The 18,277-nt window shown below is 65.5% G+C and carries 6 protein-coding genes; 4 read left to right on the top strand and 2 right to left on the bottom strand.

All coding sequences use genetic code 11. The features are described 5' to 3' along the window. Nucleotides 1–80: 80 nt before the first annotated feature. The 4 genes from E5CHR_RS27790 (at nucleotide 81) to E5CHR_RS27805 (ending at nucleotide 2,807) form a co-directional block, all read left to right on the top strand. A complete protein-coding gene (locus E5CHR_RS27790; protein ID WP_162583010.1) occupies nucleotides 81–788 on the top strand; it encodes an autoinducer binding domain-containing protein in 708 nt (235 codons plus the stop codon). 76 nt (nucleotides 789–864) lie between these two features. Beyond that, entirely contained in the window at nucleotides 865–1,293 is a 429-nt protein-coding gene (locus E5CHR_RS27795) for a DUF4902 domain-containing protein (RefSeq protein WP_162583011.1), read from the top strand. A 90-nt stretch (nucleotides 1,294–1,383) separates the two neighbouring features. Continuing rightward, nucleotides 1,384–1,953 (top strand): acyl-homoserine-lactone synthase, encoded by a 570-nt coding sequence (locus E5CHR_RS27800; RefSeq protein WP_162583012.1) that lies wholly within the window; start codon nucleotides 1,384–1,386, stop codon nucleotides 1,951–1,953. Between the two features lie 53 nt (nucleotides 1,954–2,006). Then, nucleotides 2,007–2,807, top strand: a complete 801-nt coding sequence (locus E5CHR_RS27805; protein WP_162583013.1) for a hypothetical protein — start codon at nucleotides 2,007–2,009, stop codon at nucleotides 2,805–2,807. Between the two features lie 48 nt (nucleotides 2,808–2,855). Here the strand turns inward: E5CHR_RS27805 and E5CHR_RS27810 are convergent, their stop codons facing one another. Together E5CHR_RS27810 and E5CHR_RS27815 are read right to left on the bottom strand one after the other, a co-directional pair. Continuing rightward, nucleotides 2,856–3,845 (bottom strand): OmpA family protein, encoded by a 990-nt coding sequence (locus E5CHR_RS27810; RefSeq protein WP_232062214.1) that lies wholly within the window; start codon nucleotides 3,843–3,845, stop codon nucleotides 2,856–2,858. 8 nt (nucleotides 3,846–3,853) lie between these two features. Beyond that, entirely contained in the window at nucleotides 3,854–17,947 is a 14,094-nt protein-coding gene (locus E5CHR_RS27815) for a hypothetical protein (protein ID WP_232062215.1), read from the bottom strand. Nucleotides 17,948–18,277: the final 330 nt, after the last annotated feature.

An 18,277-nucleotide genomic window follows, 5' to 3' on the forward strand; every position in this document is an offset into this window, starting at 1 on the left:
ATTATTTCTGCCCGCGCAGCCATGCGGAACAAGGGGGCTGGCAGACTCTTCTCGATCCAGAGTCCTTGGGGAGGCGGGTCATGAAGAACTGGCAGGAAGATTTGCTGCGCATCATCGCCGTTGCACCCGGCGAGCAGAAGATCTTCGACGAAATCATTAGCGCCGCGCGCGGTCTGGGCTTCGACTATTGCAGCTACGGACTTCGATTCCCGTTCCCGATGTCGAATCCCAAGGTACTGACCTTGTTCGAATATCCGCGCGCGTGGGCCGAGCGCTACCATGAGGCCGGCTACGTCAGCACCGATCCCACTGTCCTGCATGGCCGGCGCAGCAGGACTCCCGTCATATGGAGCGATGGGCTTTTCGCGTCTACCCCGCAGCTATGGTCGGAGGCACAATCCTACGGGCTGCGCGTCGGCTGGGCCCAGTCCAGCCTGGACGCCAACGGCGTCGTCGGCATGCTCACCTTGGCGCGCTCGGGCGAGCCTCTTTCAGCCAACGAACTCGAGACCAATGAATCGCGGATGCGATGGCTAGCCAGCGTCGCGCATCTGGCGCTGACCCAGGCTTTGACGCCCACCCTGGTCCAGGACGTCCACCTGACCAGCCGCGAACTCGAAGTTCTCAAATGGACTGCCGACGGCAAAACGTCTGGCGAGATCGCGCAGATACTTTCCATCTCCCCCGACACGGTCAATTACCATGTCAGCAATGCCACTGCCAAACTCGGCACTGCGAACAAGACCGCGGCCGTCGTACGAGCCTTGATGCTCGGAATGCTGAATTGACTGGCCGCCGAGCCCCACCGCGCTAGCGGCGCGATGGACGCAACGGGCAGCTGCGGAGAGCCACGGAATCCATTCAATGAAAGATCCTGCCCTTGATGCACCCGTACCCGTGTATCCCGATGGCCTGTTGCGCCTTTCGAGCCCGGCGCTGCAGACACTGCAGCTCACACATTTGATCTCGGGCATCTACGACGAGCCCACCCTGCCCGTGCTGCAGACATGCGGTCGACCCACCACGATCACGGGCTACACGGAGTGGATCGACGCAGCGGGGTCGCCTGCAACACTGGGCTGGGACTGGGAGATTCGCTGCATGCCAGGCCAGGTCCGATGGCTTCGCCTGAGCCTCCCTTTTACCAATGTGCTGCTGATCAACGAGAATCAGCGGGACTTCCCGTGGCAACGCAACCTGCAGCGCCTTGCAGAGTGGGTGGACACTCTGGCCTGGAAAGAGCCACTACGTACCGCCCTGCTCCTTCGATACGCCCGCCATTCCGGCCACTAACTATTTGGTTGGCCCGGTTGTCCTACCAACATTGGTAGTTCCCATCCATCTCCGCTTTGGGTGAAATATCACCCATTACAAGGAGTCAGGGTGGAATTCACGACAGGCACATCACACGACCTACCCGAGGAAGTTCTCGTCGGGCTTGCTCGATACCGGCACAAGGTATTTGTCGAAACTCTAGGGTGGGACCTGTCCACGCAGGCCGGCTTGGAACTCGATCAATTCGACCGTCCGGACACTCTCTATGTGGCCGCGCGCGATAAGGGACGCTATATCGGCGTCGCGCGGTTGCTCCCAACCGTCCGCCCGTATCTCCTCGGCGAGGTTTTCCCTCAATTGATGGGCGATGCACCGCCGCCCCAGTCCGCCGAGGTCTGGGAGCTCTCGCGGTTCGCGGCGATCGACTTTCATTCCAACGTTTTGTCGGGCCCGTTTTCATCTCCAACGACCGTAGGTCTGCTGAAGGCAGTCCAGTCTTGCGCGCTTCGCCATGGCGCGAGCCGTCTGATCACGACGCTGTCCTCTCCCGGCATCGAGCGACTGCTCCAGAAACTAGGTTTTCTGGCCTATCGCGCGGGCCCACCCCAAATCATCAACGGACATCCTCTTTTCGCATGCTGGATCGAACTCAACAACACGTCGAACGCCCGCAGCTGAGGGGCGCTCCTCTCCGCAGCGCCGACCGGCCATCCCGGATCGCCAACGATGCAATGAAACCGCTCGCGCGCATGGTGGCGCGCTTTTGCGGCACGCTGGCCAGGCTGCCGGAATACGAGGCACCATCGCTCCGTTCCGGTGCGTGTGCCAGAACAGTGGGGGGTCATGCTGCACCGCCAGACCTGTACAGCCAGGCCGTCCGGATCCGGCGCCATCTCGTCGATCTGGGCGTCGGCATCGAGTTGGCCCGCAGCGGAACCATGACGAGCACACAGCGCACGTTGCAACAGCTTCAGCGCGCATATCGCAACCTGCAGGGCTTGATGATCGGCGCTCCAGAACGGCTGCTCGACGTTCAACCGAAGTCCGAGCAACGCAGCGCCCGCGAACTGTTGCAGGCCGCACTGTCCGGATCTCGCCTGCAAGCACCAACGCTGAACGCCAATGGTTCATCGATGGCTTCCCCTTGTCGATCCGCGTCGGGTGCGCTGTCTGCGATGTTCGAGACCGGCGAGCTGAATCATCGGTCCTTGGTCGAGACGTTTCGCAACATGCCGGAGCGTGCGCGCCAGCATGCCTCAAAGGAGGGCGAGGCGCTGGCCACCCTCATCGTCAACGCCCGTCTCAACCATCTGCACAAGCAGATGCTGGCTCACCGTACGGAGCTGAGCCACCTGCTCAAGACCCTCGGGCATCGCCGCACCATGCCCATGCGGTTGGCACACGGGATCTTTCTAGCGCTCGGGGAAGTAGAGGGCGCCATGATTGGCGCCGAGCAGCGATTCGAAACCAGTTGCCAGCCGCTGATCGACCTCATCGCTGTACGCACCAATGAACTGGGGCGCTACTGTTGAACATGCCCAACAGCCGCACAGAGCAGCCCGGCGGGCTGCCCGCATGCTTCACCTGCCGAGAGTCGGCTTGGTCAAAGACGAGGCCGACTTTTCAACCCCAGCTGCATCGACCGGCACTGCCCCGACGACTTCGAGCTCAACGCGGCGGTTGGGTTGCAGGCAGGCCACGAGCGCAGGTGACTTGCGAAAACCTGGGCAATCCACCACGGGCCGGGTCTTGCCCATGCCTACCGCTTTGATCAGGGTTTCGTCGACACCCGCCCGGGCCATCAGATCGCGCACCGTGTTCGCCCTCTCGAGCGACAGGGCTTCGTTGTAGGCTGCGCTGCCCAGGCGATCGGTGTGACCCATGATCACGATCGAGTTCACCGAAGCGAAATTGCGGCGGATCTCCTGCGTCAGCAGTTCGATCTTCTGCCGCCCCTCCGGCTGCAGGTCGGAAGCAGAGCCGCCGCCGAACCGGAACAACCCATCCGTGCCCAGGCTGATCTTCTGCGGCGGCAACGGTCGCGCCGGGGGGGTGGGCAAAGCCTGGACGATTGGCTTGGCCGCCGCAGTCTTGACCACCGGTCGCGTCAGCGCTTCGCATTCGCCGGATTTCCAGTACGCGCCCGTCACGACCATGGCATCGTTGAAGCGCACCATGTATTGGCAGGTGACAAAGGCCGGCCCTTCGCCGGAACGCAGGTGGAAGATGTAGTTCCACTCCTCGACGCCCCACAGTCCTTCGCTAAAGTGAGGCCAGCTGAGCAGCTCGCGGATCTGGTCCTTGCCCATGCCGGACTGGACCTGGCGGAGGTTCTCCAGGTTGGGAAACGCGCCCTGCTGCCACTTGGCCGTTTCCAACGCCGGAAAATCCGCGGCGGCCGGAGCCACAGGCTTGGCCGCCATGGCTGCAGCCTGGGCCTGCGGATCGATGGCGCGGCCCGGAGTGCCACAAGCAGCCAGCAGCAGTACGGATGCCGCCACGGCCAGCAGGTGCCTCATGCCCCGGCGGGCCGGGAGGAAACTCTTTGCGTTCTTGGTCATTGCCGACATTCCTCGAATCAGTTGAAAACCCACTCGGCACCCACCGTCGCGGCAACGCCGGCCCGGCTCATGCCCACGCCACCCGTGACGCTCCATCCGTTGTTCTCGGAGGTCCGTCGGAAGCTGACGCCAACGGCCGATTGGCCCTTGAACACTGCCGTGCCAACGCGCATCACCGTCTTGCCTGGCACATAGGTGCCGGGCATCTGCACCGCCATGGCTGCGGCAACGCCCGCGTAAGCGTTGCGCGCCACATCGTCGATGCGGCCGTTGGTCGCATTCAACTGGTTCATGTTGACCGCGTCGGTGCCGGCGACACCGGGCGCTACGTTCGAGATGCGAGTCCCGTTCGGCGCCTGGCCGTTGCCCAGGGTCACGGTGTTGTAGTTGGTGGTGCCATCCGCGTTCTGTTCGTAGCGGACACCGCCGTCCACTGCCACTGCACGCAGCTGCCGTACGTTGACCGCATCGGTGTCTTGGGTACCTCCCGCGACGTTGGTGATCTGACGTTCATTGCCCGGGCTGCCCACGGACACCGCGCCCTGCGTGGAGCTGACTGCGACACCAGACACCGCCTCGCGCTGGCCGTTCATGCCGGCTCGGCTCGCCACCGCCCCGGCACCGAGCGCAACGCCGCCGGTGCTGGTGACGGTGGCCGCATTGCCGAGTGCCGTGCCACGCAGCGCATTCAGCGCCATCGCGTTGTCGCCGAAAGCCGCACTGCCGCCACCGGCCTGCGCGCCGGCGCCGACGGCCACCGAGTTGGTCGCCACCGCGCCCGTGCCGATAGCGATCGTATTGAGGCCGCTCGAGACGGTGTTGAAGCCCAGGGCGATGGAACCGGTGTTGGTCGCCTGCGCGTTCTGGCCAATGGCTACCGACGACGCGCCAGAGCTGTTGCTTTGCTGGCCCACCGCCACGCTGCCGGCACCGCCTGCGCTGGAACGATCGCCGGCTGCCACTGCGCTTGCACCACCCGCCGTGGACTGCGAGCCCATCGCCGTGCTTTCAGCACCGATGGCTGCGGCCCCGGCCGCTGTCGAGTTGGCTCGGAAGTACTTGGTATTGGCGTACTCGTCCGAGGTCTGCTTGGTGAGACTGTCCAGCGAGTAGCTGATGCCCCCCAGCGCATCGCCCACGTTGTTGTACGTTTGGAGCGAGAGCTTGCCATCCTGCTCGACCCTGTTGACGTTGTAGGTCGGTCCGGTGACCGTGCCATCGGCATTCACCGTCGTGCCGCCGCCCAGCGCAGCGGCAAAGGGCCGCAGCTGGCTGACGTTGACGGCGTCCGTGTCCTGCACGCCCCGCGCCACGTTGGTGACCTGGCGCTCGCCGCCATTCTCGGAGCCGACCGCAACCACGTTGTTGCGACCGGCGTCATTGGAGCCGTTACCCAGCGCCACTGAATTCTGGCCGGTGCTGACCGCACCCGAGCCGGCAGCAAGGCTGTTCGCGCCGAGCGCGGAAGGTGGCGCGTAGCTGGCCGTATTGCCCGTGATCCACATCGTGGCCGCTTTGTCCGAGTAGGCCTTGAGCTGGCTCAGGTTGACCGCATCGCTCAGCGCCACGCCATCCGCGACGTTGGTGATGCTCATGCCACCGGCGTTGATGCCGCTCGTCGTCACGCTCGGGCCACCCGCGATGGTCAGGCCTGTGGCACCCAAGGTGCTCAATCCGACCACAACGCCGCTGTTGTCGATCTTCGTGGCGCCCGTGGTCACGCTGGTGAAGTTCACGTCGTCCGCCGTGGCCACCGTGATGTTGTTGGCTGCATCCTGGGTGACCCGAATGTTCTTGCCGTCGAGGAAGGTGACCGTGTCGCCTGGGGCAACGTTCTGCGCCGCATTGGCGTTGGCACCCAGGTTCCAGCCCTTGCCAGCGACATTGTTCACTCCCCTCAGCTGCGCGACGGTGACCGCATCGGTGTCGGCCGCACCATCGGAGACGCCGGTGAGGCGTCGGTCTCCGATGTTGACTTCGCTGGTGGCGGTGGTGCCTGTCAGATAAGCAGGGGTGCCCAGGCCGAGACCGGTGGCACTGGAGCCGGAGCCCAGGGCGACGCCGCCGTTGACGCTGACGCTGGCACCATTGCCCAGCGCCATCGCATTGGCGACGTTCGCGCTGATGACCGCGCCGCTGCCTAGCACGAGGGCGCCGGTGGCGCCCTGGTTCACCACGGAACCGTTGCCGACCACGAACGAGCCGTCCGCGCCGGTGTCGATCAGGTTGTTGTTGCCCAGCGCGTAGGCGTCGTTGGCATTGATGGTATTGGGGTCGCCGATGGCTCCAGAGTTGTTGCCATTGACCTTGTTGCCCGTGCCGATGCTGATTGTGTTGTCGCCGATGGCCTTGGCGCCGGCGCCGATCGCAATGGCGTTCAGGCCGCTGCCGGCAATCGCGCCATCCCCCGTCTCAGCCCCAGCTCCCATGGCAATGGCGCTGTCGCCTCGGGCTTGCGCACCACGACCCACCGCCACCGCACTCACGCCGGCGGACTTCGCCTCGTAGCCCGCGGCCGTGGAGCCCACGCCTTCGGCGAACGCATCGCTCTTGGCCAGGGTGCTCTCGTTGGTGCGCGCGTACCGGATGCCCCGGCCCTTGGCGTCCGTGTAGTTGTTGGTGGTGTCGCCTGTGACGTCGAACAGCTGGCTGCCGTTGATGGCATCCGTGCTGGTGGCGCTCACGTCACCGGCCGTCAGGTTGCTGATCTTGGTGGTGGCGCCGCCCTGGTTGAGCGTGACCGTGGTCTTGGTCGCGTCGTCGTACTGCACCGCGTTGGTGGTGATGTCGTCGAGCGCCTGGATGGTCGCGTACAACTGGCTGCCGTTGATCGCATCCGTGCTGGTGGCGCTCAGCCGACCCGCCGCCACGCGGGTGATGGTGCGCTCGGCGCCCACGCTGCCCACCGAGACCGTGCCCACCGGGGCCGCGCCCGCGAAGTTGTAGGTGGCCTTGCCGATGACGGCGCTGGCCGTTCCCACCGCCACATCGGTGCTGGCGTTGGCGCCCAGCGCCACGTCGTTGGCATTGTTGGCCACCGCATTCTGGCCGATGGCCACCGAGTCAGCGCCGGCCGCATTGCTGTCCGTGCCGGTGGAGTTGGCGTGGAAGTACTTGGTGCCCTTGTCGATGACGTTGCTCAGCTGGCTGCCGTTGATCGCCTGCTTGCTGGTGGCGTTCACGGCACCTTCAGCCACGCTGTTGATGACCGTGTTGCCCGCGTCGATGCCCACGGTCGTCACGCTGGGACCGCCCGCGATGGTCAGGCCCGTGGCACCCAAGGTGCTCGATCCGACCACAACGCCGCTGTTGTCGATCTTCGTGGCACCCGTGGTGACGCTGGTGAAGTTCACGTCGTCGGCTGTAGCGACCGTGATGTTGTTGGCTGCATCCTGGGTGACCTGGATGTTCTTGCCGTCGAGGAAGGTGACCGTGCTGCCCGGATCAACTTTCTGCGCCGCGTTGCTGTTGGTGCCCAGGTTCCAGCCGGAGCCGGCAAGGGCGTTGACTGCTTGGAGCTGTGCGACGTTGACCGCATCGGTAGCGTCCGAGCCGGCCGCCACGTTGGTGATGCGACGCTCGGCGCCCGGAGCACCGACGCTCACCTCACCCACCGGTGCCAGCCCCGCCCCCGGCGGCAGCAAGGCCGACAGGTATGCGGCATTGCCCAAGGTCGTGCTGTTGGCTAGGGCGCCCGCGCCCAGGGCCACGCCGTTGGCGCTGCTAACCTGGGCCCCTTGGCCAATCGCCACGCCGCCGTTGACGCCGACGCTGGCACCATTGCCCAGCACGAGGGCGTTGGTGACGCCACCAGCCACAGTCACGCCGCTGCCCAGCACGAGTGCACCGTCGGCGCCCGCGCCCACGTTCACGTTGTTGCCCAGCACAAAGGCGTTGTCGGCGCTCAGGGTGTTGTTGTTACCCACCGAGTAGGAGTTGGCCCCGTCGATGATGCTTGGGTCGCCGATGGCACCCGAATTGTTGCCATTGACGATGTTGCGCGTACCGATGCTGATGGAGTTGTCGCCGACGGCCCGCGCGCCAGCACCCAATGCGATAGCCTCGTCGCCTGCGGCGTGCGCATCACGACCCACCGCCACCGCACTCACGCCAGAGGACTTCGCCTCGTAGCCCACGGCCGTGGAGCCCACGCCTTCGGCGAAGGCATCGCTCTTGCCCAGAGTGCTCTCGTTGGTGCGCGCGTACCGGATGCCCAGACCCACGATGTCGGTGTTGTTGGTGTTGGTGTCGCCTGCGATGTTGGTGATCGCGCCGTCGATCCTCGTCACATCCCCTTCCACCGTGGTCACCCGGCCGTCCAGGTTGGTCACGTTGTTGTTGGTGGTGTTCAGCTGGCTGCCGTTGATCGCCTGCTTGCTGGCGGCGTTCACGGCGCCTTCGGCCACGCTGTCGATGACCTTGCTGCCCGCGTCGATGCCGGTCGTGGTCACGCTCGGGCCACCCACGATGGTCAGGCCGGTGTCGCCCAGGTTGACGTTCGCGCCGACCGCAACGCCCGCGTTGCTCATCACCGTCTGACCGGTGCTCACGCTGGTGAAGTTGACGTCAGCGGCCGTGTCCACCGCGAGCTTGTTGCCATTGCGGCTGACGATGATGTTGCCGCTGGCGCCGTTGACGAAGTCCGCCGTCTCGCCCGGGGCGATGGTCAGCGGTGCAACCTCGCCGTTGGCGCTCAACTTCCAGCCTTGGCCTGCCTGGGTGGACGCCGCGCGCAGTTGCGCGACGTTGACCGCATCGGTGTCGCCCGAGCCGGCCGCCAGGTTGGTGATGCGACGCTCGGCGCCTGCCGCTCCGACGCTCACCTCGCCCACCGGCGCGAGTCCCGCGCTTGGCTGCAGCACGCCCCCCAGGTAGGCCGGGTTGGCAAGCGTGGCGCCTGTTGCCGTGGCGTTCGAGCCCACGGCCACGCTGTCGGCACTGCTGACGCTGGCACCGTTGCCGATCGCCACGCCGTTGTTGGCGCTGACGGTGGTGCCGTTGCCCAGCGCCATCGCATTGGTGACGTTTGCGCTGATGGTCGCGCCGCTGCCCAGCACGAGGGCGCCGACGGCGCCTTGGTTCACCGTGGAATTGTTGCCGACCACGAACGAGCCGGTCGCGCCTGCGTCGATCAGGTTGTCGTTGCCCAGCGCGTAGCTCTCGTCGGCAATGATGGTGTTGGGATCGCCTATGGCTCCAGACTTGTTGCCGCTGACGATGTTGCCCGTGCCGATGCTGATGGTGTTGTCGCCCAGAGCCTGAGCGCCATTGCCCATGGCGATGGCGTTGATGCCGTCTGCCACAGCACCTGCACCAACGGCCACTGAGTTGCTCTTCGCTGCCCGGCTGCCGGCGCCCAGCGCAACGGCAGCGTCGCCATCTGCCTCAGAAAGGTAGCCAATCGCGGTCGAGACTTCACCGTTGGCGATTGAGAGACGCCCAAGCGCAACAGCGTTGAGGCCGGATGAACTTGAGTTCTCGCCAATAGCCACCCCAAACGCATTGCCGCTCAAGGCCCCTGTGCCAAGAGCGATGCTGCTTTCGTTTTGCGCCGTGGCGCCATTGCCCATGGCAATGGCGTTATCTCCGTTGGCCACGGCCAGCGGCCCGACGGCCACGCTGTCGGTGCCTCCGGCCACACTGTCGGCCAGAGTCGAGTTGGCGCGGAAGTACTTGGTGGCGCTGCCGAGCTGGCTGACGTTGACGGCGTCGGTGCCGACCACGCCCGCCTCCACGTTGGAGATGACCTTGCTGCCCGCGTCGATGCCGGTCGTGGTCACGCTCGGGCCACCCACGATGGTCAGGCCGGTGTCGCCCAGGTTGACGTTCGCGCCGACCGCAACGCCCGCGTTGCTCATCACCGTCTGGCCGGTGCTCACGCTGGTGAAGTTGACGTCAGTGGCCGTGTCCACCGCGAGCTTGTTGCCATTGCGGCTGACGATGATGTTGCCGCTGGCACCGTTGACGAAGTCCGCCGTCTCGCCCGGGGCGATGGTCAGCGGTGCAGCCTCGCCATTGGCGCTCAACTTCCAGCCTTGGCCTGCCTGGGTGGACGCCGCGCGCAGTTGCGCGACGGTGACCGCATCGGTGTCGGCCGCACCATCGGAGACGCCGGTGAGGCGTCGGTCGCCGATGTTGACTTCGCTGGTGGCGGTGGTGCCTGTCAGATAAGCAGGGGTGCTCAGGCCGAGACCGGTGGCACTGGAGCCGGAGCCCAGGGCGACGCCGCCGTTGACGCCAACGCTGGCACCATTGCCCAGCACGAGGGCGTTGGTGACGCCACCAGCCACGGTCACGCCGCTGCCCAGCACCAGAGCGCCGGTCGCGCCCGCGCTCACGTTCACGTTGTTGCCCAGCACGAAGGCGTTGTCGGCGCTCAGGGTGTTGTTGTTACCCACCGAGTAGGAGTTGGCTCCGTCGATGATGCTCGGATCGCCGAAGGCACCGGAGTTGTTGCCATTGACGATGTTGCCCGTGCCGATGCTGATGGTGTTGTCGCCGATGGCCCGGGCACCGTTGCCCATGGCGATCGCATTGGTGCCTGCGGCTCGCGTCACCTGTACCTTATCAGTACTGCCGCCGATCGCGACTGCACCCTCTCCACTGGCCTGCGCCAGAGTGCCGATAGCCGTCGCGGCCTTTGCGTTGGCGACGGCTTCCTCCCCGAGACCCAGGGAGCCCACGCCCGTGGCCTGCGCAAGGCCGCCGATAGCGACACCATAGTCGAGGGCCCTGGCCGATGCACCCAATGCCACGGCATTGACCCCGGCGACAGAGGCCGCTACACCGACCGCCGTCCCGTTGTCCGCATTCGTGGCCGATGCACCTGCACCGATCGCCGTGCCCTGTATCGAATTGGTGACGGAAGCGCCAGCTCCCAGCGCCATGCCGTTCGCCGAGTCAACCGTCGCCGCGTTGCCCATCGCGATGGCGTTCACATTGCCGGCCACAGCATCTACGCCAACGGCTACTGCGTCAACGCCAGCCGCATTGCTGTCATTGCCGATCGAGTTGGCGTGGAAGTACTTGGTGCCCTTGTCGATGACGTTGCTCAGCTGGCTGCCGTTGATGGCATCCGTGCTGGTGGAGCTCACGTCACCGGCCGTCAGGTTGCTGATCTTGGTGGTGGCGCCGCCCTGGTTGAGCGTGACCGTGGTCTTGGTCGCGTCGTCGTACTGCACCGCGTTGGTGGTGATGTCGTCGAGCGCCTGGATGGTCGCGTACAACTGGCTGCCATTGATCGCATCGGTGCTGGTGGCGCTCAGCCGACCCGCCGCCACGCTGGTGATGGTGCGCTCGGCGCCCACGCTGCCCACCGAGACCGTGCCCACCGGGGCCGTGCCCGCGAAGTTGTAGAGGGTTCCGGCGATGGTGGCATTGGCCGTGCCCACCGCCACATCGGTGCTCGCGTTGGCGCCCAACGCCACGTCGTTGGCATTGTTGGCCTTCGCGCCCTGGCCGATGGCCACGCCGTTGTTGGCGCCCACGCTGGCACCATTGCCCAGCGCCATCGCATTGGCGACGTTCGCGCTGATGACCGCGCCGCTGCCCAGCACGAGGGCGCCGGTGGCGCCCTGGTTCACCACGGAACTGTTGCCGATCAAGAACGAGCCGTCCGCGCCGGTGTCGATCAGGTTGTTGTTACCCAGCGCATAGGCGTCGTTGGCATTGATGGTGTTGGGATCGCCGATGGCTCCAGAGTTTTTGCCATTGACGATGTTGCCCGTGCCGATGCTGATGGTGTTGTCGCCGATGGCCTTGGCGCCGGCGCCGATCGCAATGGCGTTCAGGCCGCTGCCGGCGATCGCGCCATCCCCCGTCTCAGCCCCAGCTCCCATGGCAATGGCGTTGTCGCCTCGCGCCTGCGCATCACGACCCACCGCCACCGCACTCACGCCGGAGGACTTCGCCTCGTAGCCCACGGCGGTGGAACCCAAGCCTTCAGCGAAGGCATCGCTCTTGCCCAGGTTGAGCTCGTTGGTGCGCGCGTACCGGATGCCCAGACCCACGATGTCGGTGTTGTTGGTGTTGGTGTCGCCTGCGATGTTGGTGATCGCGCCGTCGATCCTCGTCACATCTCCTTCCACCGTGGTCACCCGGCCGTCCAGGTTGGTCACGTTGGTGTTGGTGGTGTTCAGCTGGCTGCCGTTGATCGCCTGCTTGCTGGCGGCGTTCACGGCGCCTTCGGCCACGCTGTTGATGACCGCGTTGCCCGCGTCAATGCCCACGGTCGTCACGCTCGGGCCGCCCGCGATGGTCAGGCCCGTGGCACCCAAGGTGCTCGATCCGACCACAACGCCGCTGTTGTCGATCTTCGTGGCACCCGTGGTGACACTGGTGAAATTCACATCAGGCGCCGTGTCCACAGCGAGCTTGTTGCCATTGCGGCTGACCACGATGTTCCCGCTCGCGCCGTTGACGAAGTCCGCCGTGTCGCCCGGGGCGATGGTCAGCGGCGCAGCCTCGCCGTTGGCACTCAGCTTCCAGCCTTGGCCTGCCTGGGTGGACGCCGCGCGCAGTTGCGCGACGGTGACCGCATCGGTGTCGGCCGCACCATCGGAGACGCCGGTGAGGCGTCGGTCTCCGATGTTGACTTCGCTGGTGGCGGTGGTGCCTGTCAGATAAGCAGGGGTGCTCAGGCCGAGACCGGTGGCACTGGAGCCGGAGCCCAGGGCGACGCCGCCGTTGACGCCAACGCTGGCACCATTGCCCAGCACGAGGGCGTTGGTGACGCCACCAGCCACGGTCACGCCGCTGCCCAGCACCAGAGCGCCGGTCGCGCCCGCGCTCACGTTCACGTTGTTGCCCAGCACGAAGGCGTTGTCGGCGCTCAGGGTGTTGTTGTTACCCACCGAGTAGGAGTTGGCTCCGTCGATGATGCTCGGATCGCCGAAGGCACCGGAGTTGTTGCCGCTGACCTTGTTGCCCGTGCCGATGCTGATGGCGTTGATGCCCGTCGCCTCGGCACCGTTGCCCATCGCAATGGCATTCACATTGCTCGCAACAGCACTTACGCCAACGGCCACTGCGTCCGCACCCGTCGCCAGGCTGTCTGTGCCGGTCGAGTTGGCGTGGAAGTACTTGGTGCCCTTGTCGATGACGTTGCTCAGCTGGCTGCCGTTGATGGCATCCGTGCTGGTGGCGCTCACGTCACCAGCCGTCAGGTTGCTGATCTTGGTGGTGGCGCCGCCCTGGTTGAGCGTGACCGTGGTCTTGGTCGCGTCGTCGTACTGCACCGCGTTGGTGGTGATGTCGTCGAGCGCCTGGATGGTCGAGTACAGCTGGCTGCCATTGATCGCATCGGTGCTGGTGGCGCTCAGCCGACCCGCCGCCACGCTGGTGATGGTGCGCTCGGCGCCCACGCTGCCCACCGAGACCGTGCCCACCGGGGCCGTGCCCGCGAAGTTGTAGAGGGTTCCGGCGATGGTGGCATTGGCCGTGCCCACCGCCACATCGGTGCTCGCGTTGGCGCCCAACGCCACGTCGTTGGCATTGTTGGCCTTCGCGCCCTGGCCGATGGCCACGCCGTTGTTGGCGCCCACGCTGGCACCGTTGCCCAGCACGAGGGCGCCGGTGACGCCACCAGCCACAGTCACGCCGCTGCCCAGCACCAGAGCGCCGGTGGCGCCCGCGCCCACGTTCACGTTGTTGCCCAGCACGAAGGCGTTGTCGGCGCTCAGGGTGTTGTTGTTACCCACCGAGTAAGAGTTGGCCCCGTCGATGATGCTCGGGTCGCCGAAGGCACCGGAGTTGTTGCCGCTGACCTTGTTGCCCGTGCCGATGCTGATGGAGCTTTCGCCGATGGCTTTGGCGCCGGCGCCGATCGCAATGGCGTTCAGGCCGCTGCCGGCAATCGCGCCATCCCCCGTCTCAGCCCCAGCTCCCATGGCAATGGCGTTGTCGCCTCGGGCTTGCGCACCACGACCCACCGCCACCGCACTCACGCCAGAGGACTTCGCCTCGTAGCCCACGGCCGTGGAGCCCACGCCTTCGGCGAAGGCATCGCTCTTGCCCAGAGTGCTCTCGTTGGTGCGCGCGTACCGGATGCCCAGACCCACGATGTCGGTGTTGTTGGTGTTGGTGTCGCCTGCGATGTTGGTGATCGCGCCGTCGATCCTCGTCACATCCCCTTCCACCGTGGTCACCCGGCCGTCCAGGTTGGTCACGTTGTTGTTGGTGGTGTTCAGCTGGCTGCCGTTGATCGCCTGCTTGCTGGCGGCGTTCACGGCGCCTTCGGCCACGCTGTCGATGACCTTGCTGCCCGCGTCGATGCCGGTCGTGGTCACGCTCGGGCCACCCACGATGGTCAGGCCGGTGTCGCCCAGGTTGACGTTCGCGCCGACCGCAACGCCCGCGTTGCTCATCACCGTCTGACCGGTGCTCACGCTGGTGAAGTTGACGTCAGCGGCCGTGTCCACCGCGAGCTTGTTGCCATTGCGGCTGACGATGATGTTGCCGCTGGCGCCGTTGACGAAGTCCGCCGTCTCGCCCGGGGCGATGGTCAGCGGTGCAGCCTCGCCATTGGCGCTCAACTTCCAGCCTTGGCCGGCTTGGGTGGACGCCGCGCGCAGTTGCGCGACGGTGACCGCATCGGTGTCGGCCGCACCATCGGAGACGCCGGTGAGGCGTCGGTCTCCGATGTTGACTTCGCTGGTGGCGGTGGTGCCTGTCAGATAAGCAGGGGTGCTCAGGCCGAGACCGGTGGCACTGGAGCCGGAGCCCAGGGCGACGCCGCCGTTGACGCCAACGCTGGCACCATTGCCCAGCACGAGGGCGTTGGTGACGCCACCAGCCACGGTCACGCCGCTGCCCAGCACCAGAGCGCCGGTCGCGCCCGCGCTCACGTTCACGTTGTTGCCCAGCACGAAGGCGTTGTCGGCGCTCAGGGTGTTGTTGTTACCCACCGAGTAGGAGTTGGCCCCGTCGATGATGCTCGGATCGCCGAAGGCACCGGAGTTGTTGCCATTGACCTTGTTGCCCGTGCCGATGCTGATGGCGTTGATGCCCGTGGCCTGGGCACCGTTGCCCATGGCAATGGCGTTCACGTTGCCCGCAACAGCACTTACGCCAACGGCCACTGCGTCCGCACCCGTCGCCAGGCTGTCTGTGCCGGTCGAGTTGGCGTGGAAGTACTTGGTGCCCTTGTCGATGACGTTGCTCAGCTGGCTGCCGTTGATGGCATCCGTGCTGGTGGCGCTCACGTCACCAGCCGTCAGGTTGCTGATCTTGGTGGTGGCGCCGGGAGCGCCGCCCGGGTTGAGCGTGACCGCGGTCTTGGTCGCGTCGTCGTACTGCACCGCGTTGGTGGTGATGTCGTCGATCGCCTGGATGGCCGAGTACAACTGGCTGCCATTGATCGCATCCGTGCTGGCCGCTGCGACGCGGCCTGCAGCAACGCTGGTGATCTGGCGCTCCGCTCCTAGCGCACCTACACTCACCGTGCTGGTGGGCGTGGTGCCCGCGTAGGTGTACGTCTTGCCGCCGATGATGTCGCCGGTGGTCGCATTGGCCGCCGCGGCTGCCGAGCCGCTGCCCAGCACGACCGAGCCCGTCAGGTTCGGGCCCACTTTCACGCTGTTGCCCAGCACGAAGACATCGCTGGAGGTCGCATCGATGGTGTTGTTGTTACCCACCGAGTAGGAGTTGGCTCCGTTGATGATGCTCGGGTCGCCGAAGGCACCCGAGTTCTTGCCATTGACGATGTTGCCCGTGCCGATGCTGATGGTGTTGTCGCCGATGGCCTGGGCACCGTTGCCCATGGCGATCGCATTGGTGCCGTTGGAAACCACGGCCGTGGCAGCACCATCACTGCCGCCGATTGCGATTGCGTTGACTCCCCCGGCTTTCGAGTTGACGCCCATCGCAATGCCGTTGCGCGCGGAAACACCTGCGCTGTTGCCCAGCACGAGGGCGTTGGTGACGTTCGCAGGCACCGTCACGTTGCTGCCGAGCACGTAGGTCCCGTTGGCATCCCCCCCTACGTTCACACCGCTGCCGAGCACGTAGACGCCGCTTGCGTTCGTGATGGTATTGTTGCCGCCCAGCACGAAAGAGTTGTTCGCTTTGCCGCCCACGATCGTGTTGGCGAAACCGATGGCTCCTGATCCGCTTCCGTTGTTGCTGCTATTGACATCATTGTCCGCGCCAATGGCCAGCGAGGAAACGCCCGCAGCGTTTGCACCGACACCTATCGCAATGGAGTTGATGCCCGAGGACCCGGTCACTTTGCCGTTGTAGGAGCCGCCCAGAGCGATCGACCCCAAATTTGAGGAGCGCGCGTTGCTGCCCAGTGCCACGGCGCCTTGGGCGCCGTCGCCAATCGATGCGCGGGTGCCGATCGCCAGGCCGTTATCCCCCCCGGTTATCGCCGAGAACCCGATCGCGACGCCGTTCGCCGCATTGCCGATGGTGGAGCTACCCCCTATCGCCACCCCAGCGGGCGAATTTGTGATTGTTGCGGCATTCCCGATCGCAACCGAACTGCCCGAGGCGGCATCGATCGTGACACCGCTCGTGTTGCCGCCAATGGCGACGGAAGCGGCAGCATTGACGATGGTCTGCCCACCCAAGGCTATCGAGTCGCGCGCCGTGGCTTGCGCGTCCCTCCCAATGGCAATCAGGTCGCCCTCACCACTGGTTGTGGATGCGCTCGCTTTTTCCCCGATTGCGATATTCGAGGTGCCGCCGATGACACTCGCGCCGGTACCCAAGGCAATGCCCGCATTGGCGGAAGACACGGCCGAGTTGCCCAATACAAGCGAATTAATGCCACCGCGCTTCACGCTCGCCGAATTGCCCATCACCAGCGCGCCGCCAGCGGTATCTTCCACTGTGACGGAGTTACCCAGCACGAATGAGTTATCGGATCCCGCAGTCAGCGTGTTGCCGTTACCGATGGAGTAGGAGTTGATCGCGTTGAGGCTTGTGGCGCCACCGATGGCGCCGGAGTTGGTGCCGTTGACGATGTTGCCCGTACCGATGCTGATGGTGTTGTCGACAATGGCCTGGGCACCGTTGCCCATGGCAATGGCGTTGACGCCTGCCGCTCGCGTCACCTGTACCTTCGCGATATCAGTACTGCCGCCGATCGCGACTGCACCCTCTCCACTGGCCTGGGCCAGAGTGCCGATAGCCGTCGCCGCCTTTGCGTTGGCGACGGCTTCCTCCCCGAGACCCACGGAGCCCACGCCCGTGGCCTGCGCAAGGCCGCCGATAGCGACACCATAGTCGAGAGCCCTGGCCGAAACACCCAGGGCTACGGCATTGACCCCGGCAACAGAAGCCGCTACACCGACCGCCGTTCCGTTCTCTGCATTCGTGGCCGATGCATTTGTACCGATCGCCGTGCCCTGTACCGAATTGGTGACGGAAGAGCCCGCTCCTAGCGCCGTTCCGTTGAACGAATCAACCGCCGCCGTGTTGCCCATGGCAATGGCGTTCAAATTGTTGGCCTGCGCGCCCTGGCCGATGGCCACGCCGTTGTCGCCGCTGACGCTCGCGCCATTGCCCAGCACCAGGGCATTCTGGACGTCCGCGGCCACGGTGGTGCTGCCGACGGTGCCGCTGCCCAGCACGAGGGCGCCGTTGGCTCCCTGCTGGACTGTGACGTTGTTGCCGACGACGAAGACGCCATCGGTGGCTTTGCCTCCATTGACACCGATGGTGTTGTCGTTGCCCAGTGAGTAGGAGTTCGTGGCATCGATGGTGGTGGGGTCACCGATGGCCCCGGACTTGTCGCCCCTAACCACGTTGCCCGTGCCGATGCTGATGGACTGGGTTCCCGAGGCCCGGGCTCCAGCGCCCATCGCGATGGACTTCGCTCCGATGGCTTGCGCAGAATCCACATCGGAACTTCCGCCACCGACCGCGATCGCGTTGGCTCCGATGGCTTTCGATCGGGCGCCCAATGCGACGGTACTCGGCGCACCGACATTTGCGGAGTGACCCAACGCAACGCCATCGGTCGCGCTCGCGATATCGACTTCCGTGCCGAGGGCAATGGCGCCCGGCGAGTTCTTGAGAAAGGAAAGCGTGCCGACGAGAATGCCGCCCGTCGAATCACCGAGCTTGGACCTGCCCCCCAGCAGAATCCCGTCTCTCGATTTTGCCAAGTCTCCTCTGTAGCCGATCGCGATCGCATTCTCGGACACGTCGTCTCTAACGCCGCCATCACCAACTTGGGCGAAGCCGATCGATATGGAATCTTCAGCTAACGCAGCGCCTCCGAGGGCAATCGCATGGGGACGCGTGGCGGTTGCGCCTGCCCCGACGGCGACCGCACGACCGTAATTGTCGCCAGGTGACGCGAACGCTCCAGCACCGATTGCGACGCTGTCACCCGAAGCATTCCCAGCGGGAACGCTGTTGTGACCCACCCCCGTCGGTGCGTCCACGCGTTCCGCAGTGGCGCCGCACCCGATCGCAACGGAGAAACCGCTCGA

Source organism: Variovorax sp. PBS-H4, assembly GCF_901827205.1.
Lineage (GTDB): Bacteria > Pseudomonadota > Gammaproteobacteria > Burkholderiales > Burkholderiaceae_C > Variovorax.

Excerpts from the sequence above, each read along its gene's own strand:
- E5CHR_RS27790 (WP_162583010.1), top strand. The coding sequence starts at position 81 with ATGAAGAACTGGCAGGAAGATTTGCTGCGCATCATCGCCGTTGCACCC.
- E5CHR_RS27795 (WP_162583011.1), top strand. The coding sequence starts at position 865 with ATGAAAGATCCTGCCCTTGATGCACCCGTACCCGTGTATCCCGATGGC.
- E5CHR_RS27805 (WP_162583013.1), top strand. The coding sequence starts at position 2,007 with ATGAAACCGCTCGCGCGCATGGTGGCGCGCTTTTGCGGCACGCTGGCC.
- E5CHR_RS27810 (WP_232062214.1), bottom strand. The coding sequence starts at position 3,845 with ATGTCGGCAATGACCAAGAACGCAAAGAGTTTCCTCCCGGCCCGCCGG.